Genomic DNA, 22,843 nt, shown 5'->3' on the forward strand with positions numbered 1-22,843 from the left:
GAAACTCATGCAACCGAAACCGAATATTGTTCATTTACCCGTGTATCAGCCAGGTAAGCCTGTTGACGATGTTAAACGCGAATTGGGTCTAGATGAGGTTATTAAGCTGGCATCTAACGAAAATCCATTCGGCAGTTCTCCGAAGGTGAAGGAAGCGATCGCCCGCGAGCTGGAAAATATCAGCATATATCCGGACGGTGCTGCTGTGGAATTATCGAATGCCTTAGCTAAGCATCATGATGTGAATGCGGATCAAATTATTTTCGGAGCGGGCTCCGATGAAATCATTCTAATGATCGCTCGTGCGTTTCTTGTGCCTGGTGACGAGACGATTATGGCTGATCAAACCTTCCCGCAATACAAGCATAATGCACAAATCGAAAATGCGGTTATTATTGAAGTTCCATTGCAAGCGGGTACGCACGATTTGCCTGCGATGCTTGAGCGTGTAACCGACAAAACTAAAGTCATATGGGTATGTAATCCGAACAACCCAACAGGAACAATTAATACTTCGGAAGAGGTTGAAGCGTTCCTATCTAAAGTTCCAAGCCATATTCTCGTTGTATTGGACGAAGCATATTGTGAATATGTCGAGGATCCGACATTTCCTGATGGCTTAAAGCTATTGGAGAAATATCCGAATGTAATAACTTTGCGCACTTTTTCGAAAATATATGGGCTTGCATCGCTGCGTATTGGCTATGGTATCGGTCGCCCCGATGTTATTCGTAGCATCAATCAGGTTAGAGAGCCCTTCAATACGTCAAGATTCGGCCAAGCGGCAGCTTTGGCAGCTTTGCAGGACGAGCAATTCATTGAATACTGTCGTGTACAGAACAAACAGGGCTTAGCTTATTTCAACAGCTCCTTCACAGAGCTGGGGCTTCTAGCTTTTCCTGCACACGGTAATTTCATTATGGTTGACGTTCAGAGACCTAGTCAGGAAGTATTCGACGCTTTGCTCCGCAAGGGCATTATCGTTAGAGCTGGACATAAGCTATACCCGACGTACATCCGCATTACAGTTGGAAGCCAAGAGCAGAACGAGAAGGTTATCGCCGCACTGACTGCCGTGCTGCAAGAAATCGCGGTAAAGGTGTGAAGGCATGAGCGGAGACTTTAGCGACTTTACAGGTTCGGATAAAGGCACAAACATTAAAATCGCCATTTTTGGAGTTGGCCTCATTGGTGGCTCTTTGGCGCTTTGCTTCAAAGGAAAGCCGGGTTTTGAAGTTGTCGGTCATTCGGTTAACCCTGCATCTGCGGAAAAGTACGTAGCTCGAGGAGTCGTGGACTGGGCAACAACCTCGATTGCAGAAGCTGCGAAGGATGCCGATTTTCTGTTTCTTTGCGTTCCAGTAGGACGGTTGGAGGATTATGTTGATGAGCTATCTCAGCTTCCTCTAAAGCCTGGATGCATCATTAGCGATGTAGGCAGCACTAAAGCTTCTGTTGTCCGTCATGCGGGCAAGCTGTCGCTTCAGGGAGCTGTATTTATCGGTGGGCACCCGATGGCGGGCTCAGAGCGCTCCGGTGTGGAGGCTGCCAGCTTGCATCTGCTGGAAAATGCTTTCTATGTACTTACGCCAACTGATGCTACACCTGTTGAGGCAGTGAATAAGCTAGAGCAGCTTCTGAAGTGGACAAAAGCCCATATCGTTAAGACGGATGCAGTCCAGCACGATGATATCGTAGGCGCGATAAGTCACTTGCCTCATATGATAGCAGTTGCACTTGTGAATCAAATTGCTGGCTACAACGAAACTAACGAGCTCTATCAAATGCTGGCAGCTGGCGGTTTCCGTGATATTACTCGGATCGCGGCCAGTGACCCTTTGATTTGGAGAGATATTCTCCTTAACAATCGTGAAGTGATGCTTAAGCTCATTGAGGATTGGCAGGGGGAGATGGAACGTTTTTCTGCTTTATTGGAGCAGGGAGATGGTGATGGAGTAGCCGAGCAATTCCGCAAGGCGGGTCATTTCCGCAGCCAGCTTCCAGAGAGGCGCAAGGGTATGATCACTTCTATATATGAATGTTATATGGATGTGCCTGATCATCCTGGTATAATCGGTAAAATCGCTACAGAGCTTGGTCAAGCTAAGATTAATCTAAGTAATCTTCAAATTATCGAGAGTAGAGAAGATGTACCGGGAATTCTCCGGTTATCCTTTCGCCAGCAAGATGATTTGGATAAAGCGATTAGCTTGTTGACTTCGTTGAATTACTCTGTTCATTTCTAATTTGCTTCTTGGCACCCTTGCGTTGCTCTAATCTGGGTGCAAGATGGCGCATACTGGCAGTAAGAAAATGCTTTTGAACTGGAAAAAGATCGTGGTGCAGGGGATATTGAAGTTTCCTCTTAGACAGACATCGGTGAACTCTTAGGTTAATCCGTATGTCTATCTAGGGACAGAGCTTCATTATTTCAGCACCACTTTTTTTATTTTTGGTCGACTAACGCCTTCACCGACCATTTTTGAGGCACCAAACACACCATAGAGCACTGACGGCAACTTCGGACCTCTCTGTTACGTATCTTCACCGAAATAACTCACTGAGGGCTACTAACAAACTCGCTCTTAGGCACCAGCACCCGAATAACGCACTGAGGGCTACTAAGAACCGCGCATTTGGGCATCATCACCGAAATAACACACTGAGGGCTACTAACAAACTCGCATTTAGGCATCAGCAGCCGAATAACGCACTGAGGGCTACTAAGAAGTACGCATTTAGGCATCAGCAGCCGAATAACACACTGAGGACTACTAAGAAGCACGCATTTAGGGCTCAGCAGCCGAATAACGCACTGAGGGCTACTAAGAACCGCGCATTTGGGCATCAGCACCCGAATAACGCACTGAGGGCTACTAATATCCACGCATTTAGGTACCAGCAGCCGAATAACGCACTGAGAGCTACTAACAATTCCGCCAACTTCATATTTCACACCTGTTGGCTTGCGTCCTCGTTCCGACCGAACCATCTAGACTCGTATTGAAACATTGTCACCAGTCAGATCGTATTCTAATAAACATTTATTGGAGGTTATTACCATGGAGTCCGTACTTTACGTTATAGTTTTGATTTCTGTTCTCATTATTTTTGTATTGCTAGGAATTATCATTATTAAGGTGATCAGTAAGAGGGAACTTCCGACCTCTAATTACACTCAATTTGATAGCATAACAGGTCACACATCAGTTGAGTTCCACGAAGAGAAAGAAGAACATGAAGATGAGGATGAGCAGGGTGACGATAAGGATAAGTTTCGATATAAGTTGAAAAAGGGTTAATGCCTCCTGGCTTGTCTGTTGCGCTTTATTAGTTGGAGGTATAAGAAATAATCGAGCAGCGAGAGTGAAAAGTGGCTAAGACAGTGAGAGGTATTGGGAATTATCGAGCAAGAAGAGTAAAAGAGGTGAGAGTAGAAAGACGCGAGAGTATTCAGAGGCCTAATTAGTGGAAGGTATTCGGAACAATCGAGCAACGACGAATTAAGAATGTCTGACTAGTCAGGGGTGAGCTATATAATCGAGTAAAAAAGCTGGACGAAGCTAGAAAGGCGTGATGAGTGGTAATAGGCCTAGTGGGTATTTCGAGCAATGAAGAGTGTGCGTGCAGTCACAAAAATGAGCAAAAAAAATCCACCCCGGAGGGTGGCTGCACATAGTGCTAGGATTGGATAGGAGTGGAGAGAAACCATACTATATTCATATTATATGTATACGTTTACATTTTGTCAATAAGCGCTTTCATTTTATTTTAAATGTTTTGTAAGAAATTTAAGGTCATTGGATGTACTTCCAATCTAACCCTTAGGCAGCTGGAAATTGCGCTAACCTCGTCTAAACAGTCGCTCAATCGCCTTGTTAACCTCCAAAGCATGCTAACTGCGTTTGTGAATGACTAAAAACAGATTACTATTATTAAAAATTAGGCTAAAGGACATAATTCCCTACAAAATTTGAGAAATTTTTAAGCTTCTAAAAGCCATTCCTGTGATACAATAGCATATAGTATTTGTAAAATACTGGCTAACATCAATAAACGCCTATTGTCTCCCAATAGTGTGACAATAATCATCTATATTAGTCATTATTTAGATGTCGATGAGCAGAACGCAATCATACAAAAATTCAATGCGCTTATAAGCGCAACTTTTTCGTTTCTGGCCGGTACAATAAGTAAGTCAACCGGCTGCGAACGTTCACCCTAACATGGGGGGAGGGTCGCGGATATGATGACCGATTCCCAATTAATACGGGAAATCAAAGACGGTAACGTCGAGATGTACTCAACGCTTATGGGGCGTTACCAGAAGAAGATATTATCTTTTGTATACCATATGCTAAAAAGCGCCAAGCTGGAAATATTGGCGGAGGATATTTGCTCGGAAACTTTTTACAAGGCCTATCGAAGCATGCATTCCTTTCGGGAAGTAGACGCGTCCTTTTCGACATGGTTATATACGATTGCACGAAATACGGTTCTCAGTGAGCTGCGTAAGCAGAAGACGGCGCATATTTCACTAGACGACTCCACATACATACCAGCTGCCCCATCAGAAGAAGCACCGGAGCAGCGTCTACTGCGTAATGAGAAGGTTTCTATGGTACGCGAAGCCATTAATAGCTTGCCTGAGAAGCAACGCTCAGCGCTCATTCTCAGGGAATATGATGGCATGGACTACCAAGAAATTGCGAATATTTTGGGACAGACGGTCAGTTCCGTCAAATCGTTGTTGTTTCGGGCAAGGGCGAGTGTGAAAACACAATTAGAATCGTACTTTACCGAACCGACCATGATGAAGGAGTACGAGGAGATGAAGCTGCGATGAACTGCGAAGAAGCCGGGGAATGGTTTGGTATTTATCAGGATCTGCCCGAATATTCAGACGAGCGCCTTGCCGTAGATAGGCATGTTCAGCAATGTGCCGAGTGTGCGGAAGAGTTCAGAATATGGGAAGAGAGTGCACAGTTGATTCAAGATTTGCCTGTTATTGAAATACAGGATGAATCTCCCATAGCTTTAGAATGGGTAAATAAGAATGTAATGAATCGAATATACGCAGAGCAAAGCTGGTACATGCCGGCTGTTCGTCGTTCCTACTCCTTCTCCTTTGCTTTCAGAAGGAAGGTTGCTGTTGTTCTTACTGCATTGTTTGCTCTTTTTGTTTGTGGATTTATTTATACAGCGTTTGATCGTTCAGGTGGTTCGAATGGCTCGGGACACTCGGAAACGGCTACTGCTTTTTCGATTAGCCATAGCTTTAACGACAGCGTTCATCTTGATGTTCCTGTTGCCAGTCTTAGTGACCCGATTATGCTTACTGTGACACCTGCCATGCCAGAATATTGGGTTGCCCTCTCGATTATCGGTATGATTATGACGCTGCTTATTTTGAATTGGTTTACGCGTGTTCGAACATGACATTAGCTACACGAATTGGATGGGTACGTCACGGGATTACAGAATGGAATCAATTGGGCAAAATCCAGGGCGTAACCGATATCCCACTTAGTTTAGAAGGAATACAGCAAGCCCGTCTGCTTGCAGAACGCTTGCTGCTCGATAAGGAACAATGGAATGGGATTTACTGCAGTGATCTGACTCGGGCGTATGAGACAGGGGAAATTATTGCAGAGAGATTAGGTATTCCTCTCCTCCAGGATGTGAGGCTAAGAGAGCGCTCATTCGGAGAAGCAGAAGGAACGACGGAAGCAGAAAGATTGTCTCGCTGGGGTACTGAATGGAGACGTTTGGTTCCTGATCAGGAATCTGATGATACTATCAGGGCTCGTGGACATGAATTTGTAAATGAGCTTATTGCAAAGCATCAAGGTGAGGCTTGGCTTGTCGTAACGCATGGTAGTTTTCTAGGTAGAATGCTGCAATCGCTTTGTACGGGCCTCGATGATTCTCATTTACGGAATGTATCCTTGACTGTTTTAGAGAAACAACCACAAGGCTGGCAACCGATGATTCATAATTGTACAAGGCACCTCAATGATGCCACTATAAAGTCCAATCTGTAAAATCCGGGATGATGCCGGATTTTTTTGCGTATTTGAAACGTTTAAGACTAGCATCCTGCGCCCATACTGAGAGTAAATCCTCACTTGAAGCGGGGGAATGCCGATGAACCTGGCCGATATGCTCTGCTATGCTGATATTGCAGAGCTGACTAGAATTGCCGAAGCCTATGATTGTACCTGCAGCAGTCACTCGAAGAATGAATTGATTCAATCGATTCTTTCAACTGTTCAAAGACGTGACGTAATGGAATCAAGAATAAGCGAAATAAAAGGCAACGACCTACGTTTCTTAAATTCGCTTGTTTTCGAGAACAGGGCATCGTACAGCTTAGAAGAATTGAAGGCTAGAGCTCTGAGTGGAGATCAAGCAAAAGTCGAAAAACCCTCTCAAGATTTGTCTATCTTGTCCACGGCTGTTAAGAAACCTCGTAAGGGGAAGAATGCCAAGCCTATTCTGCCTCCTAGTCCGGATGAAACGGTGCGCATGTCAATCTCTAGATTTAAGACATTCGGATGGTTGTTTAATGGCTTCTCGCAGCAAACCCGGTATATGTACCAAGTACCAGATGATGTGAAAAATCGTTTGAGCGATGCGCTTGAAAGGCGATATCGTACTATACTTGTAACTGTCGATGAACCGCATATGTATCGTGACGAACGAAGCTTAATGGTAGAGGATATCGTATACTTTCTCCGTTTTGTGAGGGATAACGAGCTTCCGCTTACTACAGAAGGTGTAATGTACAAAAGGCAGATTTCTCAAGCGCTTGAGCTGTTATCTGTGAGTGAGACTCCCCCTGCGAAAGGAGGGTGGAGATTTGGTTACGGCAGACGTTTCCTTGATTATCCGGATCGATTCGCCCTGCTCTACGATTTCGCTTTTTATGAAGGATACATAACAGAGGAGCCCGAAAGGCTTACGCTTTCAGAAGCAGGACGAGGTATCGCAGATGGTTTAGTAAAGCCTGACCCTTCAAAGCTGTATAAATTCTGGCTTCGTCTGTATAAGGGACCTATCCCTAATCTGACAATGTTAGTGCAATGGATTATGCGGCTTTCATCAGAATGGGTGACAGTGGAATCCGTAAACCAGATATTGCTGCCTTTAATACGTCCCTACTATTATGACAGTCAGAATGACATACTTGAGCGGCGAGTGCTAATTATGCTTATGCATCTTGGGATAGTCCGCTTAGGAGAAACGGTAAGTGGAGAGCACGTTGTGAGGATAACCCCACAAGGAAAAATGCTTGTGTTAGGTCATTCATTAGCCTTTGAGGATACGTTGTCATTGGGTAAGCCGCCTGTTTGACAGAGCTTGACCCTCGTTGCTACAATCTCCTGAACAATCATTCCTGCATTTTTTAAGGAACAAAGGAGATAAGGGATATGGAGCTCTCTTTTCAGGGGAAAAAGCCTCAATTGGCCAGTCATGTTTATGTAGCAGAAGGCGCTAAAATTGTTGGTGATGTCACTATTGGAGAGAAAAGTACAGTATGGTTTAATGCAGTTCTGCGTGGAGATTTAGCACCAATTGTTATCGGAAAGCATTGTAATATTCAAGACGGTGTTGTTGGTCATGTGAATACGGATCAACCGCTAATTGTTGGGGATGGTGTCTCTGTTGGACATGCGGCAATTATCCATGGCTGCACAATAGGCAAAGGTACATTGATCGGCATGGGGGCGATTGTCTTGAACGGTGCGCAGATTGGTGAATATGCTTTAGTGGGAGCCGGCGCAATCGTAACAGAAAATCAGATCATTCCGCCCAATACATTATGCTTGGGTAGTCCCGCTAAGGTTATTAGACAATTAACTGAGCAGGATTTGGAACGGATGAAAAAAACAGCTGACAGCTACGTGACCAAAGGTGAGCAATATGGAAGCTTCTAAATAAGAAGCTTTACTGCCGGATTTCGGAGGTGCAACGAATGGACAACATGAAAGTCGCCTACGAGACGATGCTGGGATTGGCGGCAGAAATGGTTCTGGACGAAGCGCTGCTCAATTACCGGATTGAGAAAATATATTGTGCAATTGATGAAGCGCTTGCTCAAGGAGACGTGGAGTCATTTCGGCTCTTAACCGATGAATTAAAGGATTTGCAGCTCTAGATCGGTTGGGAGCAAGCATTACTAATGCCCTTGTTGTGACCCGACCTAATCTATGGTCGGGTTATTTGTGTTGCTATTCAATTGCTCTAAGTTTGTCATTTTTAATGAATAAGCTGATATTCGCTTTCAATACTGGTATTTTTGGAGTACGATAATGAGAGTGAATTAAGTTTCGTAAGGCAAACATAACTATGTACTGCGGTAAATGGTTATTGAAGCTACCAAGGAGTGGAGCTTGTTAATGAAGTTCAGTGAAATTGACGCGGATAGTTGGCCAGAGCTGCAGCTTTACCTGGATACCTGCCTGATTCCGTTGTCGGGATTGACAGGTGAGGAATCACCATGGGAAGCGACGGACAAGTTAGCCCGTGTAGGAGGGTGGCTCGCCCCCCTAGAGCAAGCCTTCAGAGGTAGAACGGTTACTATGCCTGCATTCCATTATGACGGCGAAGGAGTGGAGCACGCAGAGCGCCTGAATCAACTCATTAGCAGATGGAGGAATAACGGCTTCCGTTATGTCATCGTTATTAGCGGGCAGCCATTAGATTGGAGTGGTCACCTTAACGCGGATTTGATTATTCAGCCTAATGACGCAGAGGATGAACCGAACGATCAGGCAATCAGCAAGCAGATAGCGGAATTATGGCGAGCCCGGAAGGCAACATAGCACCAGCCAAAAAACTAAGTTTATCAATCTCACGAATAAGGTTAGGTACATAGGGTAAACAATAGTCAGACACAATCACGGGGAAATGTGACAATTTGAGAACATTTTAGTTGCCTAATTCCCACTGAGCAAGGAAACTCGCGGGCCGATTCTTGACGCTCCATAGCGCGTGGGCTATTATAGTTATGTCCTTGTGAACAAAATGTTAAAGTCCTTACCGGACACGAAATTGGTGTGGCAGAGGGGGTAGAATGAATGGACCACAGTAAGCAGCAAGAAACCACGCATAAACCGGTCAAGCGAAAAGAAATGACTAGACGTCAATTTTTATCTTATACGCTTGGCGGAGCAGGAGCCTTCATGGCCGGCGGGGCCATTTTACCAATGATCCGCTTTGCCGTCGATCCTATATTGCAGAAGAAAGAAAAAGGCGGATTCTTCAAGGTTATTGAAGAAAGCAAAGTAACGGACCAGCCTACAGAGGTGAAGTTCAAAATCCATCAGGTCGATGGATGGTATGAAAGTGATCCGAAGCTGGTAGCATGGATTACTAAAGGCGCTGACAACCAGATTTATGCGTTGTCTCCTGTATGTAAGCATCTGGGCTGTATGATTAGTTGGGGCGGAGAAGAAGCACCGAACGAATATCACTGTCCTTGTCATGGGGCACGCTACAACAAAGATGGCAAAAACCTCAAGGTTGCGCCTAAGCCGTTGGATGAGTACGAAGTCAGAACGGAAAACGGTTGGGTTTATCTCGGACCAATAGAACCGAATAGTCGCGTTTAGAAGGAGGGCGTTTCGTCTCATGTTCAAAAACATGTACAACTGGATCGACGAACGTCTAGATATTACGCCGATGTGGAGAGATATTGCCGATCACGAGGTGCCTGAGCACGTTAACCCGGCGCATCATTTCTCTGCTTTTGTTTATTGCTTCGGCGGACTGACGTTCTTTATTACCGTCATTCAGATCCTCTCGGGGATGTTCTTGACGATGTATTATGTACCAGATATTATCAACGCTTATTATAGCGTTGACTACTTGCAGCATCAGGTTGCTTTCGGAGCGATCGTTCGCGGTATGCATCACTGGGGAGCAAGCCTTGTAATTGTAATGATGTTCCTACATACTCTTCGCGTTTTCTTCACGGGCTCTTACAAGGCACCGCGTGAAATGAACTGGGTAGTCGGAATGCTAATTTTCTTCGTAATGTTGGGACTTGGATTCACAGGTTATTTGCTTCCATGGGACAACAAAGCGTATTACGCCACGAAGGTTGGTCTGGAAATTGCAGGTTCTGTTCCTTTCCTAGGCGACTACATCAAGGAGTTAATGAACGGTGGAACAATTGTAGGAACGCAAACATTAACGCGGTTCTTCGCTATCCACGTGTTCTTCTTGCCCGGTGCGCTACTTGCTTTGCTTGCCGGACACTTCTTCATGATTCGAAAACAGGGCATTTCCGGGCCGCTGTAACAGAGAGGAGTGGCTAGCGATGGCACATAAACATGATCCAAACGAAAAAATCGTATTTATCGGTGATTCACGCGTTCGCAAGCGCGATTACTCGAATGTGACACCACCGGACTATACCGCTTTCCCGGGTAAGTCTGAAGCCTTTATTCCAAACTTCTTGCTTAAGGAATGGATGGTAGGCGTTGTCGTGCTGGTAGGTTTCTTGGTGCTGGTCATTGCTGAACCGGCTCCACTTGGTTATCCAGCAGATCCATTAAACAGCGCATTCATTCCAATGCCGGACTGGTATTTCTTGTTCTTGTACCAGTTACTGAAATACCCGTACACTTCGGGAGATTATCTCGTGCTAGGTGTACTTGGTCTTTCGGGTCTTCCTTTTATCTCACTACTTCTTGCTCCTTTCCTCGATACAGGTAAAGAGCGCCGCTTCTACCGCCGCCCGATCGCTTCTTCATTGATGGTCGTGTCGTTAGTAGCTGTTACTTACTTGACTTGGGTTTCTTGGAACCATTACGAGCACGAGTTGGCATTGAATGGCCAAACTCCAGAGCATATAGAGCGCAAGATCAAAGCAGAGGAAAATAGAGAAAAAGGGTTGCCGCGTCAGGTTCCAGGTAAGGTGAAAATACCTGATATGGTTGCTGCGGACGATCCAGCCTTTACGGACACGATGACAAAGGCTGCTTGTATTTCTTGTCATGGTGCTGAGCTTGAAGGCGCTAACGGTCCTGCATTACGTGGAATCGGCGATATTCTTAACAAAGAAGAACTCGTGGACGTTATTACAAATGGTAAAGGCAATGGCAACATGCCTGCATTTAAGGGGAATTTGTCCGACGATCAAATCGATAAAGTGGCAACTTGGCTTTCCACACAAAAAGCGGAATAATCATTCCGTTTGCAAAGCGCTAAACCTGACCGTTTTCTGGTCAGGTTTTTTGATGAAAGGAGGAATGAAAGGTTGAACTGGTGGAAATGGCTTCTCTCTAGAAGTATATTGCTTCATCCAACAACTTTGTGGATACTTATGCTGATTTATGTTCCAGGTACTCTGTACGGTTATTATTGGTACAAGGACCAATTGGTTAAAGTATGGAACGAGCACCCTCATTGGCAAATTCCTTTCGTTCCTGACAGCCCTACCGCTTCATTATTTTTCGCATTAGCCGTTCTATGGCTGTGGGTTTCTCCAAAGCCTTCTAAGCGTCAATGGGTTAATGCCGTGCGTGGTGTTATTGAAGCACTCGGCGTTGTGACGTCGGTCAAATATGGCATTTGGGCTACGGCTATTATTTTTGCCGGACAAGCTCAAGGAGATGTCCTGCACTGGGATCATTGGATGCTTATTATCGGACATACAGCAATGGCAGTGACCGCACTTCTCTACGCTAGGTTTTTCACGTTTGGAGGCTTAGCATTACTTGCTGCTGCGATGTGGACATTCCTTAATGACACCTTGGATTACAGCTATGATATATTTCCTTACTTACCGACGCAATTGTATGATGACTTATTTTACGTGGGACTCTTTACCTTCCTGCTAACTGCGCTAAGTGTGTTGGCGGCAGCATTATCAAAGTTTCTTTTTATTAAAGAACCAAGGTAGGACAAGACGTTCTAAATACGGACATCCCCTCATATCCATTGGGTAGGAGGGGATGTCCGTGTTTTTATTAACATTGCAATTCCAAAGACGTAGAAGGCTGCGGATTATGGCAGCAAGCATTTTACTTAGCTTGTGCTTATTTATATGTACACCAGCATTGGCTTTGGGAAGTCCTTCTGTTGCCAGCCAATCGTTAGTGTCAAATAAAGTAGATCAAGCAACTGGAAAAGCTTATGATAGCTTTCTAAAGTCTGCTATCGCGTTGTATGATGCTGTGAACGACGGTGAAATTGAAGTTGTCATGCAATGCTTAGCGGCTATAGAGGAGCAATTTCGTTCCTTGTCAATGAAGGAAATTGTAACGGCGGATGGTATTCATGCGTTAGCTCAAAATGTGACAGAGATGAAGAGAGCCGTTGCAGCTTCTTCACCCGATGAGCATAAGTGGAAGTCAGGGGCAGCAGCTCTGAGATTAGCAGCTGATGCGTTGGCTCATCCATCAAAGCCAATTTGGCATCAATATCGTAATGTTCTGAATGAAGATATAGCGAGACTCAGCAAAGCCTTACCGGGAAAATCGTCTGATTCTAGCGCCATTTCAAAAACAGCACTGTTGGCGTATAATCAATTATCCGAGCATTATCGAGTCATACGTACAGCAGCACTACTTAAGGAAGAGCCTTGGAAAATAGAACGAGGTGACTCTGTTCTTCGTTACACCGATCGTATTCTTAAAGGGAATGCTCCGAATGAACAAATGCTTCAGGGAGCTATTAAAGCGTTGCAGGAAGCGATGGATGGCTTATTTCCTGGTAGTAAGCAGACTTCCGCTACAATTGTACCCCCAATAACAACGGCGCCACCGTCATGGGGATGGACTGCCATGATGGGCTCCTTTATTGTAACGATCCTTACTTGGGTTGGTTGGAAACGCTACAAGGTGGATGAATATGTTGGTCAGGGAAAACGTAATAAACCCGATGAATCTGAGGACGCGGCCCAAAAAATGCTGAAGAGATGGAAAAAATAGAGCAACCCGTTACTCTTCACGGAAGCCTTCACCGAGTACATCATGAACATCACTAATGACGATAAAAGCCTGCCGGTCATGAAGACGGATAAGGCTTTTTAATTTGCGAATTTCAAATCGGCTAACAACGCAGTAAACGATCATCTTACTCTCACCCGAGTAGCCTCCAGTTGCTGGCATTAGGGTCACCCCGCGCTCAAGCTCCAATGTAATGTCCTTGGCCAGCTTCTCCGGGGTATGACACAATATCGTGAAAGCCTTAGCCGAATAGGCGCCTTCTTGTATGAAATCAATGATTCTAGAGGCAATGAATACACTAACCAAGGTGTACAACACTTTCTCCTTCGGTATGAATAGAAGGGATACACAAAGGATTAATACGTCCAATGAAAGTATGATTTGACCCATGCTCCAGCCTTTTAAGCGGTGCAAAATTCTTGCAATAATATCTACGCCACCCGTCGTTCCCCCAGCTCGGAATACTAATCCTAGACCTACGCCAAGCGTAACTCCAGCATAGAGGACGACAAGGATAAAGTCCTGCGTAGAGATGAACGGAATTAGCCAGCCATGAGCGACCAGAACCTCTGTAATCCACAAAAATAAAGAAAGCAGCAATGTCCCTGCGAAGGTGTAAATCATCGCATGCTTCCCAAGCTGACGCCATCCCAGAAAAAACAAAGGGAGATTGATCAATAGGGAAGTCAGAGAGACAGGCAAATTCAAAGCGTAATTCAAAAGCACAGCAACGCCGGTAACTCCGCCCTCCATGAGCATATTCGGGATAATAAAATACTGAAGACCGAAAGCATATATGGCGGTTCCTGCGACTAACAAGCTCCAAGATCTTATGTTGCTCCATGAAAAGGCTTCATTCATAGACGATTCCTCCAAAAATGCATTTGTTTTCGTAAACATCTTAGGCTAACATAGGGAAGACACCTTCAAGAAAGGATGCGGACTATGGGAGAATCCCGCATAACTGATTTAACGCTGACGGAGCGTACGCTTGCCGACATTCAACGTGATGTTGATGCCTATATTTCGCAATTTAAGGAAGGGTACTTCTCACCGATGTCAATGCTTGCTAGAATGACGGAAGAGGTAGGCGAGCTAGCTCGTGAGGTTAATCACCAATTTGGTGAAAAACCGAAAAAGAAGGATGAAGATGATAACTCAATTGAAATGGAATTGGGCGATATTCTCTTTATTGTTACTTGTTTTGCCAATTCATTAGGCATTGATATGACAGAAGCACATCGTAAGGTTATGCATAAATTCAATACCCGAGATGCCGACAGGTGGACCAAGAAGTACACCGATAACGTGTAATTGCCATATGCTGAACTATCCCCTAAATGAAGGGAGGATAGTCGGCATGGATGGGGAAACGTGCCTCCGGCAGGCTTATGAAGCCATTTTTCATGGGGATTTCGAATTAGCTATATACTGGTTTGGGCAGGCAATAGCAATTGAACCCGAGAATGCTGCCTATCATTACAGAGGATCCATTACCTGTGCAAGGAGCGGTAAGCTTAAGCTTGCACTAACGTATGCTGAAAGAGCCGTACAGTTAGATCCGAATGATTCGAGCTATCAATTAAACCTGCGGATGATCTTGTCCAGACAGAAAATCATTGAGGCAAGAGGGCTGCTAGCTTCAGCTTCACCAGACATTGAGAAGAGCCTGGAGTTATTGCAGGAAGCTGCGAAGCTTGACCCGTTGTCAGCAGAAGCCAGATTGCTGCTCGGTGTCCTGTACCGGATACAAAGGAATTATAAGCTTGCATTAGATTCCCTACGAGATGCTCTTCAGCTTGAGCCTCAGCATGAAGAAGCCAAACGCTTGCTACACGAAGTGCGGGCAGAGAGACGCCGCCTTCTTAAACAACAATATTCTCACTACAACTCGAAAAGGAACAGGTGATAGCATGTCTCAAAAAATTACTGTAGCCGTAGCTGGAGCAGGCGGAAGAATGGGCCGTGAAGTCGTAAAAATGGTATTAGAAGATCCTGAACTACAGTTAGTAGCAGCAATTGGTAATACTTCAACAGGCGCAGTTGACGCCGGGTCACTAGTCGGGAAGCCCGATACCGGCGTCATCGTTTTATCCAATTTGGCCGATGCCTTGTCTGTCAGCCGTCCCGATGTCCTTGTTGATTTCACGAATCCTAAGTCTGCGATGCCCAATACCGAAACGGCACTTGCCTATGGTGTGCGTCCTGTAATTGGAACAACCGGCTTTACACCGGAGCAAATCGTAGAACTAGACAAAATCTGTCGAGATAAAGGAATCGGTGGGCTGATCGCTCCTAACTTTTCCATCGGGGCCATCCTTATGATGAAATTTTCTGCGATGGCTGCCAAGTATTTTCCCCATGTGGAAATCATTGAATACCATGGTGACCAAAAATTAGATGCTCCGTCAGGTACATCAATAAAAACGGCGGAATTAATATCACAAGCAAGACAGGAGCTTCGTCAAGGAAACCCGAATGAAGAGGAAGTCATTGAAGGCGCTAGAGGTGGCTATTACGACGGATTCCGCATACATAGCGTTCGGCTCCCTGGAGTGTTTGCCCAACAGGAGGTTGTGTTCGGTGCGTTTGGACAAACTCTCAAAATACGTCACGATTCCTTCGATCGTGCTGGCTATATGCCTGGTGTTAATACTGCAATCAAAAAAATCATGAGCGTAACAGGCATGGTTTATGGATTCGAGCACTTCTTAGATTAAACTAAACTTCCCTCAAGAGAGGAGATTACCATCCATGATGGAAATCGCGCTAATCGCTCACGACAGAAAAAAAGATGAGATGGTGAATTTCGCCATCGCCTATGAGCATGTACTTAAGCATCATAGGCTCTATGCAACGGGAACAACAGGAACTCGAATTATGGAAAGCACTTCCTTAACTATACATCGTTTCATGTCCGGACCTTTAGGCGGAGACCAGCAGATTGGAGCCAGAGTAGCGGAAAATACGATGGACCTCATCCTATTTTTCCGTGATCCATTAATGGCACAGCCGCACGAGCCGGATATTATTGCACTTCTAAGGCTTAGTGATGTACAGGGTATCCCGGTGGCGACGAATGTCGCGACAGGGGAGCTGCTTGTTAAAGCGTTGGAGCGCGGAGATTTTGCTTGGCGCGAGCTCGTACATAAATATAAGCCGGGGATAGAAGAATGAGTAAGATTGCTCATAAGCAATTAGACATACTCATATTTGCTGCACATCCAGACGACGCGGAAATCGGCATGGGTGGAACGATTGCTAAGCACATTAAGGAAGGCTTATCGGTAGGAATTATCGATTTGACTTATGCTGAGATGTCTTCGAATGGGGATGTCGAAACGAGGCAAAAGGAAGCTGCTGAAGCCTCGAGGGTGCTTGGTTTGACTGTGAGGGATAATCTTGGCCTGCCTGACCGCCGGCTTGCGGTAATTGCCCAGCACACGGATCTTATGGTTGAGGCTATTCGCAAATATCGCCCTCGGCTTGTTTTTGCTCCTTATGTTATTGATAGGCATCCCGATCATATCACTTGTAGTCGGATGGCTGAGGAAGCCGTATTTAATGCTAAGCTGCGAAAATATTTGCCTGAGCTACCGGCATGGACGGTTGATCAGCTCATTTTTTATTTCATCAACGACGCACATACGCCTCAGCTATTAATTGACGTAAGTGATGTACATGATATTAAGATGAATGCCCTTAAGGCTTATCGTTCGCAATTTCTTCCGGCTGACAATCAAGCAGATTGGGTTGAAACGCCGCTTACGGGAGCTTATTTAGAGCTTATCGTGGCCAGAGATCGTTTGCTTGGGCAGGCTAAGAAATATAAATATGCCGAAGGCTTCATTGCCAAAGGCCCAGTTGCCCTTAATTACTTCTAATGTCGATTACTTAGAGAATACAATGAAATGTGCGTCTGGGATGCGCAGTCAGAGCGCGCGTTCCATTCGCATGGCAGAAAGGAGAACTCGACATGAATCGTCCGTTAAAAATAGGAATTACCTGTTATCCGTCGCTAGGCGGTTCGGGGGTAGTCGCGACAGAGCTCGGAAAATTACTTGCCGAAAAAGGTCACGAAATTCATTTTATTACACATAGCATGCCGTTTCGCCTTGGGAAATTCCACCGAAATATTTTCTACCATGAAGTCGAGGTTTCAGATTATTACGTATTTCGCTATCCGCCCTACGATCTGTCGCTTGCAAGTAAAATGAATCAAGTAGCTAGACTGCAAAATTTGGATTTACTTCATGTCCATTACGCTGTGCCGCATGCTATATGTGCAATATTAGCTAAACAAATGGCTGGAGATGACCTGAAGGTCGTAACAACTCTTCACGGAACGGATATAACTGTATTAGCGCAGGATGAGTCGCTTAAAGATATTATTCGATTGGGTATCCGTCAAAGCGATGCAGTAACTGCTGTGAGTCAAGATCTTATTAAAGAAACCCGTGATCTTCTAGATATAAATGAGCATATCGATTTAACATACAATTTTGTGGACAAACGAATTTATTATCCTCGTGAATGTAAGGATTTACGGAGTGATTATGCGGACCCTCACGAGAAGGTACTCATGCACATTTCCAACTTCCGACCAGTGAAGCGTACGATGGACGTAGTTGATATTTTCGCCAAAGTAAATGCAGTTACACCTTCCAAGCTTGTACTTGTAGGGGAAGGACCGGATTTGCCGAAAATTCAAACCAAAATTAATGCCCTGGGTCTAGCTCATCGGGTACATTTCTTGGGAAAACAGGATGATGTGGCTCAGGTTATCTCCATTGCTGATTTGATGCTGCTTCCTTCGGAGAAGGAGAGCTTTGGGTTAGTTGCTTTGGAAGCGATGGCTTGTGGAGTCCCAACAATCGGCTCAGTCGCTGGAGGAATTCCAGAGCTTGTTCAGCATGGTAAAACGGGCTTCTTATCAACAATCGGAAACACCGAGGATATGGCAGACAATGCACTGAAATTATTGACTAACGATAAGCTGTATGCAGAATTCAGAGAAGCTTGTATACAGAGAGCGCATCATGTGTTTTGCGATGAGCTCATTACCGCACAATACGAAGAAATTTATTACCGTGTTCTAGGAATGCCACTTAAGACTCCTGTGTCAGCTTGCCAAGTGTAACAGCCCATGGAGTCTGGGTGAGTGGAAGGTGTTGTTGTAAGATGATTAATCAAGATGAGGAAAGCTTATGGGCAAAAGGGCTGGAAATTGTCTGTAAGCTTGAAGAGAATGGTCATAAGGCCTATTTAGTCGGAGGCTGCGTCAGAGACCGGATGTTAGGTCGCAGCCTTAATGATATTGATATTGCCACATCGGGGAGGCCAGAGGATGTAATCTCGCTGTTCGAGAAAACTCTTCCTACAGGCTTAAAGCATGGGACAGTGACAGTGAGAGAAGACGGGCAATCATTCGAGGTTACAACCTTCAGGCAAGAGACTGGCTACTCGGATGGTCGTCGACCCGATGAAGTACTGTTTGTGCAAGATGTTAAAGAGGACTTAGCACGGCGCGACTTTACCTTTAATGCTATGGCTGTTGGGATGGACGGTGAGATCGTTGATCCCTTCGGAGGGCAAGATGCATTGCGGGCGGGAGTCGTTGCTTGCGTAGGAGAAGCGTCCGAACGTTTCGGTGAGGACGCTTTACGCATGCTGCGAGCTATTCGTTTCGCTGCTGAATTTGATTTTCTGCTACTGCCCGAAGTGTGGGCGGGTATTCTTAAACAGCGGTCCAAGCTTAAGCATGTCGCTATGGAACGTATTAGTAACGAATGGGACAAGATGATGGCAGGCAGCGGTCCTGAGCAAGCATGTCATTACTTGTTTAAGAGTGGATTGCTTGCCCATGTGAAGGAAGAATTGCCTGAAGCTATCTTGAGCGCTGCAGAGCGTTATCGGTTTAACGAGCTAAGCTGGGAATGGGAAGCGTCTCTTTCGACCGTGGGGTCATTAAGCAACGACTTCTTGCAGCTTCCCTTAATTGCTGATGTGGACTTGCGTTGGGCTGCTTTGCTATCGGGAATGAGTGCGGATCAAGAAACGGGTATCGAATTCTGTCGCGCTTTACATTTAAGCAGTCGAAGGACTACGAGAATAGCTGAAGTAGTGGGCTTCAATGAGAAGCTGAGCGCGTTTGAGGAGCATGAGCTCAGAGTAGGCTGGATTAAGCTGGCACTGGCATACGGTAGCTCCATCGCGGAGGACTGGTTAGTAATGAACGAAGCCTGCGAGGAGCCGTTATTTGAAGCGAGAGGCTGGTTAGAAGAGCTGCCGATCACATCAGTGTCTGAGCTGAAATTACGTGGTAATGAGCTTTCAAGCTTGCTAGGCAAATCCCCAGGCCCATGGATAACAACGTTGCTTCAGCAATTGTTGGAGGAAGTGGCGTTCGAGCGCGTGACCAATGAAAAGAAATCTCTTGTATCGGCTGCCAAATCATTGGTCGGAAATCTGAAATCGTAGGTGAACAAGATGAGCAAGGACAACTTATTAAATCTATTGGAAGCCGAAGCGGGTAAATATGTCTCGGGTGAGGAGATAAGCCAGAAGCTACAGGTAAGCCGGACAGCTGTCTGGAAAAAAATTCGGAAGCTGACATCGGAAGGTTACATTATCGAAGCCGTGCCGCGTTTGGGCTATCGATTATCGGGTAAGCCTTCCCACCTTTCTGTTCATGAGCTTCTTCCTAAGCTAAACACGAAGAGCTTCGGACGGGCTCTGCATCTCCTTGACGTTGTCCCCTCCACTCAGGATGAAGTACGTCGGTTGGCAGATCAGGGTGCTGCTGAAGGGACATTGGTTATCGCTGAGCAGCAGACCAAGGGTCGAGGCAGAATGGGACGGTCATGGGCCTCTCCAAAAGGAAAAGGAATATGGATGAGTCTACTCCTTCGCCCGCCTGTGCCTCTTCCGTTAACTCCGCAGCTAACTCTTCTTGCTGCTGTTGCGCTAAGCCGTGGTATATCTCGCCTTGTGCCAATTACAATTGGAATCAAGTGGCCGAACGATTTGCTTGTGAATGGTAAGAAAATTAGCGGCATTTTATTGGAATCCGCTGCGGAAGATGAAAGATTGCGCTATGTTATTGTTGGGATGGGCATATCGGTTAACCTTGATCCTGAGGATTACCCGGAAGAGCTGCTAGAGAAAGCAATCTCGTTGAAAATGGCATCAGGTGCTGTAATAGATCGTAGTGAGCTCATCGCTGTTATACTCGAAGAATTCGAACGATTATATGCGCTCTATTTGGAACAAGGCTTTGCTCCTATCCGATCATTATGGGAAGCCCATTCCGTTACACTGAATAATCACACCGTATTAAATACTCCCCAAGGTCAGGTTCAAGGAATCCCGCGAGAGCTTGATGATATGGGCGGTTTGCGCATAGAGCTTGAGGATGGAAGCTTCAAAACGATCTATTCGGCTGTGATCGATTCATAGACGTTGTTCGGAGTTTCTGTTATAATTTGTTGACAAGGTGGTATCGCTATTCGTAGCGAACTGCACTTGCCAGCAATGAAATGTTAGCGAATGAAAAGCAGTAAAGAAAGCAACAGTAATCCAATACCGTCAATGATTCGCGGCGGATTCTGCTCTGAGCCGAAAGGACCGAGACAGAAGGACGTGAAGGACGTTCTATGTTGAATGGCAACCTTTTTTGCTCATGGGCAAAATGGGTTTTTTTGTTGTTATATCCTGTAATCAGTAGGAGGATATTCCATGAAACAAGCATTGACTCTCCCACGTTTTAAAGCCATGAAGAGCCAGAATAAGCCGATTGTTATGCTGACAGCTTACGATTACCCCTCAGCTATGCTGTCGGAGGAAGCTGGAGTAGACGTTATTCTCGTTGGTGATTCTTTAGGCAATGTGGTACTCGGATACGACACGACGGTTCCTGTAACGTTAGAAGATATGATTTATCATACTCGTGCTGTAGTGCGTGGCGCACCTGGCACAATGATTGTGACGGACATGCCCTTCGCAACCTATCGGCTTGGTCCGGAAGCAACGCTCCGCAATGCAGCTAGAATTATGCAGGAGGGCGGTGCCCACGCGGTAAAGCTAGAGGGTGGCGCTGAGCTAGCTGATGAAATTAGATTGTTGACCTCAGCAGGTATTCCCGTTATTGGACATATTGGACTTACTCCGCAGTCTGTTCATCAGATTGGGGGGTACAGGGTTCAAGGTAAAACCTCCTCAGAGGCCGAGAAGCTATTGTCAGACGCTAAGGCGTTAGAGCAGGCTGGTGCATTCGGTGTTGTTCTTGAGCTCGTTACAGAGGAGCTGGCGGCTGCTGTGACGCATTCGATTAGTATCCCTACAATTGGAATTGGTGCAGGTCGCGGCTGTGACGGTCAAGTGCTCGTATACCATGATATACTTCGTTATGGCTCTGGCATCCGGGATAAGAAAATGGTTAAAAGCTACGCGAATATTGGGGATACGATTCGGAGTGCAATTACGGAGTATGTGGATGAGGTAAGGACAAAAGCTTTCCCAGAGGAGAAGCACTCGTTCCCTCTAGAGCAATCATCTAACCAGAGCATTTCATCTAAGCTGTACGGAGGAGAAGGGAAATGACACCTAAGATTATCCGAACGATTGTCGAATTGCGGCAAGCGATTGCCGAATTCAGGAAGCTTAGCGAAGATAATCGATCGGTAGGATTCGTTCCAACGATGGGCTACCTACATGAAGGGCATGCCAGCCTTTTACGTCAGTCTGCTTCTGATAATGGTCTAACCGTGCTAAGTATTTTCGTTAATCCGCTACAATTTGGACCTAATGAAGATTTGGATAAATATCCTCGAGATGAGGAGCGGGACATTAAGGTTGCTGCTACAGCTGGCACGAATATCATATTTATTCCTGCTTTAAGTGAAATGTATCCAAACCAAGCATTAACACATATTAGCGTCAGCGAAATTACCGAGAGGTTATGCGGTGCAAGCCGACCGGGTCACTTCGATGGTGTAGCTATAGTTGTTACCAAGCTATTTAACATCGTGCAGCCTGACCGTGCTTATTTCGGTTTGAAGGATGCCCAGCAGCTTGCTGTTATTTCTCAGATGACGCAAGACCTTAATATACCAGTAGAAATTGTTCCATGTCCGATTTTACGTGAAGAGGATGGGCTGGCTCTCAGCTCCCGTAACGTATATCTTGATGAGGACCAAAGAAGCCAAGCACTTATTTTATCTCAATCACTTTCTGCTTCGACAGATTGGATTCAGGCAGGAATTTCTGCGTCTGAGCTAATTGCGAAACTTAAGGCTGAAATTAGCAAAGCGCCGCTCGCTAAGATTGATTATGTGGATGTTCTCACGTATCCTAATTTGAGTCAGCTTAATAAAGATCGACCACTTAATGAAAATAACAATGATTTGTTGATTGCTGTAGCTGTATATTTCGGTAAAACTCGTCTTATCGATAATAGGCTGCTAAATCCAGTGGAGGTAGGTGAAGGTTTATGTTTCGCCAAATGATGAAATCCAAAATACACCGTGCAACAGTGACGGAAGCGAATTTGAATTATGTCGGAAGTGTAACGATTGACCAGGACTTGCTTGAACTGGTTGATATTTTACCTGATGAGAAGGTTCAGATCGTTAATAATAATAATGGGGCCCGTTTTGAAACCTATGCAATACCAGGGCCAAGAGGGTCTGGTGTCATTTGCCTAAACGGTGCAGCAGCCAGACTTGTGCAGCCGGGAGATCAGGTCATTATTATCAATTATGGTTTATTTTCTGACGAAGAAGCTCGCCAGCATCACCCGAAGGTTGCAATCATGGATGAAAATAATCATGTTGTTAAATTATTGGCGGAAGAGCCGCATTCGACCGTTTTGTAATACGTAT

The 22,843-nt window shown here is 45.4% G+C and carries 27 protein-coding genes; 26 read left to right on the forward strand and 1 reads right to left on the reverse strand.

Annotated features, from left to right (window positions below; translation table 11 throughout):
* Positions 1–7: 7 nt before the first annotated feature.
* The 15 genes from hisC to KCTCHS21_RS12940 all read left to right on the forward strand — a co-directional run bounded on the left by hisC (position 8) and on the right by KCTCHS21_RS12940 (position 12,944).
* The gene (hisC, locus tag KCTCHS21_RS12870) at positions 8–1,105 is read left to right on the forward strand and encodes a histidinol-phosphate transaminase (protein ID WP_130608551.1); all 1,098 of its coding nucleotides are present in this window, start codon (positions 8–10) and stop codon (positions 1,103–1,105) included.
* A gap of 4 nt (positions 1,106–1,109) precedes the next feature.
* Positions 1,110–2,246 carry a prephenate dehydrogenase gene (locus KCTCHS21_RS12875; RefSeq protein WP_130608554.1) on the forward strand — a complete coding sequence of 379 codons (1,137 nt, stop codon included), beginning with the start codon at positions 1,110–1,112 and terminating at the stop codon, positions 2,244–2,246.
* An 816-nt stretch (positions 2,247–3,062) separates the two neighbouring features.
* Positions 3,063–3,302, forward strand: a complete 240-nt coding sequence (locus tag KCTCHS21_RS12880) for a DUF3951 domain-containing protein (protein ID WP_130608557.1) — start codon at positions 3,063–3,065, stop codon at positions 3,300–3,302.
* Positions 3,303–4,249: 947 nt separating this feature from the next.
* Positions 4,250–4,846, forward strand: coding sequence for an RNA polymerase sigma factor (locus tag KCTCHS21_RS12885; protein ID WP_130616494.1), 597 nt, complete (start codon positions 4,250–4,252; stop codon positions 4,844–4,846).
* Positions 4,843–5,439 (forward strand): anti-sigma factor family protein, encoded by a 597-nt coding sequence (locus KCTCHS21_RS12890; protein ID WP_130608560.1) that lies wholly within the window; start codon positions 4,843–4,845, stop codon positions 5,437–5,439. Before KCTCHS21_RS12885 ends, KCTCHS21_RS12890 begins: the two co-directional genes overlap by 4 nt.
* Positions 5,436–6,044, forward strand: a complete 609-nt coding sequence (locus tag KCTCHS21_RS12895) for a histidine phosphatase family protein (RefSeq protein WP_130608563.1) — start codon at positions 5,436–5,438, stop codon at positions 6,042–6,044. Before KCTCHS21_RS12890 ends, KCTCHS21_RS12895 begins: the two co-directional genes overlap by 4 nt.
* Positions 6,045–6,147: 103 nt before the next feature.
* A complete protein-coding gene (locus KCTCHS21_RS12900; RefSeq protein ID WP_130608566.1) occupies positions 6,148–7,356 on the forward strand; it encodes a hypothetical protein in 1,209 nt (402 codons plus the stop codon).
* Between the two features lie 77 nt (positions 7,357–7,433).
* The gene (locus KCTCHS21_RS12905; RefSeq protein WP_130608569.1) at positions 7,434–7,940 is read left to right on the forward strand and encodes a gamma carbonic anhydrase family protein; all 507 of its coding nucleotides are present in this window, start codon (positions 7,434–7,436) and stop codon (positions 7,938–7,940) included.
* 38 nt (positions 7,941–7,978) lie between these two features.
* Positions 7,979–8,161, forward strand: coding sequence for an IDEAL domain-containing protein (locus KCTCHS21_RS12910; protein ID WP_130608572.1), 183 nt, complete (start codon positions 7,979–7,981; stop codon positions 8,159–8,161).
* Positions 8,162–8,402: 241 nt separating this feature from the next.
* Entirely contained in the window at positions 8,403–8,828 is a 426-nt protein-coding gene (locus KCTCHS21_RS12915) for a DUF2487 family protein (protein WP_157994031.1), read from the forward strand.
* Positions 8,829–9,083: 255 nt separating this feature from the next.
* Positions 9,084–9,617, forward strand: a complete 534-nt coding sequence (locus KCTCHS21_RS12920; RefSeq protein WP_130608578.1) for a QcrA and Rieske domain-containing protein — start codon at positions 9,084–9,086, stop codon at positions 9,615–9,617.
* 19 nt (positions 9,618–9,636) lie between these two features.
* Positions 9,637–10,308, forward strand: a complete 672-nt coding sequence (gene qcrB, locus KCTCHS21_RS12925; protein WP_130608582.1) for a menaquinol-cytochrome c reductase cytochrome b subunit — start codon at positions 9,637–9,639, stop codon at positions 10,306–10,308.
* A gap of 19 nt (positions 10,309–10,327) precedes the next feature.
* Positions 10,328–11,197: a c-type cytochrome gene (locus KCTCHS21_RS12930; protein ID WP_130608585.1), complete on the forward strand. Its 870-nt coding sequence runs from the start codon at positions 10,328–10,330 to the stop codon at positions 11,195–11,197.
* A 72-nt stretch (positions 11,198–11,269) separates the two neighbouring features.
* Positions 11,270–11,914 carry a DUF1405 domain-containing protein gene (locus KCTCHS21_RS12935; RefSeq protein ID WP_232058179.1) on the forward strand — a complete coding sequence of 215 codons (645 nt, stop codon included), beginning with the start codon at positions 11,270–11,272 and terminating at the stop codon, positions 11,912–11,914.
* 58 nt (positions 11,915–11,972) lie between these two features.
* A complete protein-coding gene (locus KCTCHS21_RS12940) occupies positions 11,973–12,944 on the forward strand; it encodes a sporulation protein YpjB (protein ID WP_157994032.1) in 972 nt (323 codons plus the stop codon).
* Positions 12,945–12,953: 9 nt separating this feature from the next.
* On the opposite strand, the gene KCTCHS21_RS12945 is transcribed toward KCTCHS21_RS12940, so the two are convergent.
* Positions 12,954–13,823: a YitT family protein gene (locus KCTCHS21_RS12945; protein ID WP_130608591.1), complete on the reverse strand. Its 870-nt coding sequence runs from the start codon at positions 13,821–13,823 to the stop codon at positions 12,954–12,956.
* Positions 13,824–13,907: 84 nt separating this feature from the next.
* Here KCTCHS21_RS12945 and KCTCHS21_RS12950 point away from each other — a divergent pair, with 84 nt between their 5' ends.
* The 11 genes from KCTCHS21_RS12950 (at position 13,908) to panD (ending at position 22,836) form a co-directional block, all read left to right on the forward strand.
* Positions 13,908–14,276 (forward strand): nucleotide pyrophosphohydrolase, encoded by a 369-nt coding sequence (locus tag KCTCHS21_RS12950; protein ID WP_179952674.1) that lies wholly within the window; start codon positions 13,908–13,910, stop codon positions 14,274–14,276.
* 46 nt (positions 14,277–14,322) lie between these two features.
* A complete protein-coding gene (locus KCTCHS21_RS12955; protein WP_162309322.1) occupies positions 14,323–14,871 on the forward strand; it encodes a tetratricopeptide repeat protein in 549 nt (182 codons plus the stop codon).
* A 4-nt stretch (positions 14,872–14,875) separates the two neighbouring features.
* On the forward strand, positions 14,876–15,682 hold the full coding sequence (gene dapB / locus KCTCHS21_RS12960; RefSeq protein ID WP_130608597.1) for a 4-hydroxy-tetrahydrodipicolinate reductase: 807 nt from the start codon (positions 14,876–14,878) through the stop codon (positions 15,680–15,682).
* 34 nt (positions 15,683–15,716) lie between these two features.
* Positions 15,717–16,139, forward strand: coding sequence for a methylglyoxal synthase (locus KCTCHS21_RS12965; protein ID WP_130608600.1), 423 nt, complete (start codon positions 15,717–15,719; stop codon positions 16,137–16,139).
* Positions 16,136–16,846: a bacillithiol biosynthesis deacetylase BshB1 gene (bshB1, locus tag KCTCHS21_RS12970; RefSeq protein WP_130608603.1), complete on the forward strand. Its 711-nt coding sequence runs from the start codon at positions 16,136–16,138 to the stop codon at positions 16,844–16,846. Before KCTCHS21_RS12965 ends, bshB1 begins: the two co-directional genes overlap by 4 nt.
* A 92-nt stretch (positions 16,847–16,938) precedes the next feature.
* Positions 16,939–18,102, forward strand: coding sequence for an N-acetyl-alpha-D-glucosaminyl L-malate synthase BshA (bshA, locus tag KCTCHS21_RS12975; protein WP_130608606.1), 1,164 nt, complete (start codon positions 16,939–16,941; stop codon positions 18,100–18,102).
* A gap of 41 nt (positions 18,103–18,143) precedes the next feature.
* Positions 18,144–19,442, forward strand: coding sequence for a CCA tRNA nucleotidyltransferase (locus KCTCHS21_RS12980; protein WP_130608609.1), 1,299 nt, complete (start codon positions 18,144–18,146; stop codon positions 19,440–19,442).
* A gap of 9 nt (positions 19,443–19,451) precedes the next feature.
* Positions 19,452–20,420, forward strand: coding sequence for a biotin--[acetyl-CoA-carboxylase] ligase (locus KCTCHS21_RS12985; protein WP_130608612.1), 969 nt, complete (start codon positions 19,452–19,454; stop codon positions 20,418–20,420).
* A 279-nt stretch (positions 20,421–20,699) separates the two neighbouring features.
* Positions 20,700–21,563 (forward strand): 3-methyl-2-oxobutanoate hydroxymethyltransferase, encoded by an 864-nt coding sequence (gene panB, locus KCTCHS21_RS12990; protein WP_130608615.1) that lies wholly within the window; start codon positions 20,700–20,702, stop codon positions 21,561–21,563.
* A complete protein-coding gene (gene panC, locus KCTCHS21_RS12995) occupies positions 21,560–22,468 on the forward strand; it encodes a pantoate--beta-alanine ligase (RefSeq protein WP_130608618.1) in 909 nt (302 codons plus the stop codon). Before panB ends, panC begins: the two co-directional genes overlap by 4 nt.
* Entirely contained in the window at positions 22,453–22,836 is a 384-nt protein-coding gene (panD, locus tag KCTCHS21_RS13000; RefSeq protein WP_130608621.1) for an aspartate 1-decarboxylase, read from the forward strand. The genes panC and panD overlap by 16 nt, the downstream gene beginning before the upstream one ends.
* Positions 22,837–22,843 lie beyond the last annotated feature (7 nt).

The sequence above is a fragment of the Cohnella abietis genome, assembly GCF_004295585.1.
Lineage (GTDB): Bacteria > Bacillota > Bacilli > Paenibacillales > Paenibacillaceae > Cohnella > Cohnella abietis.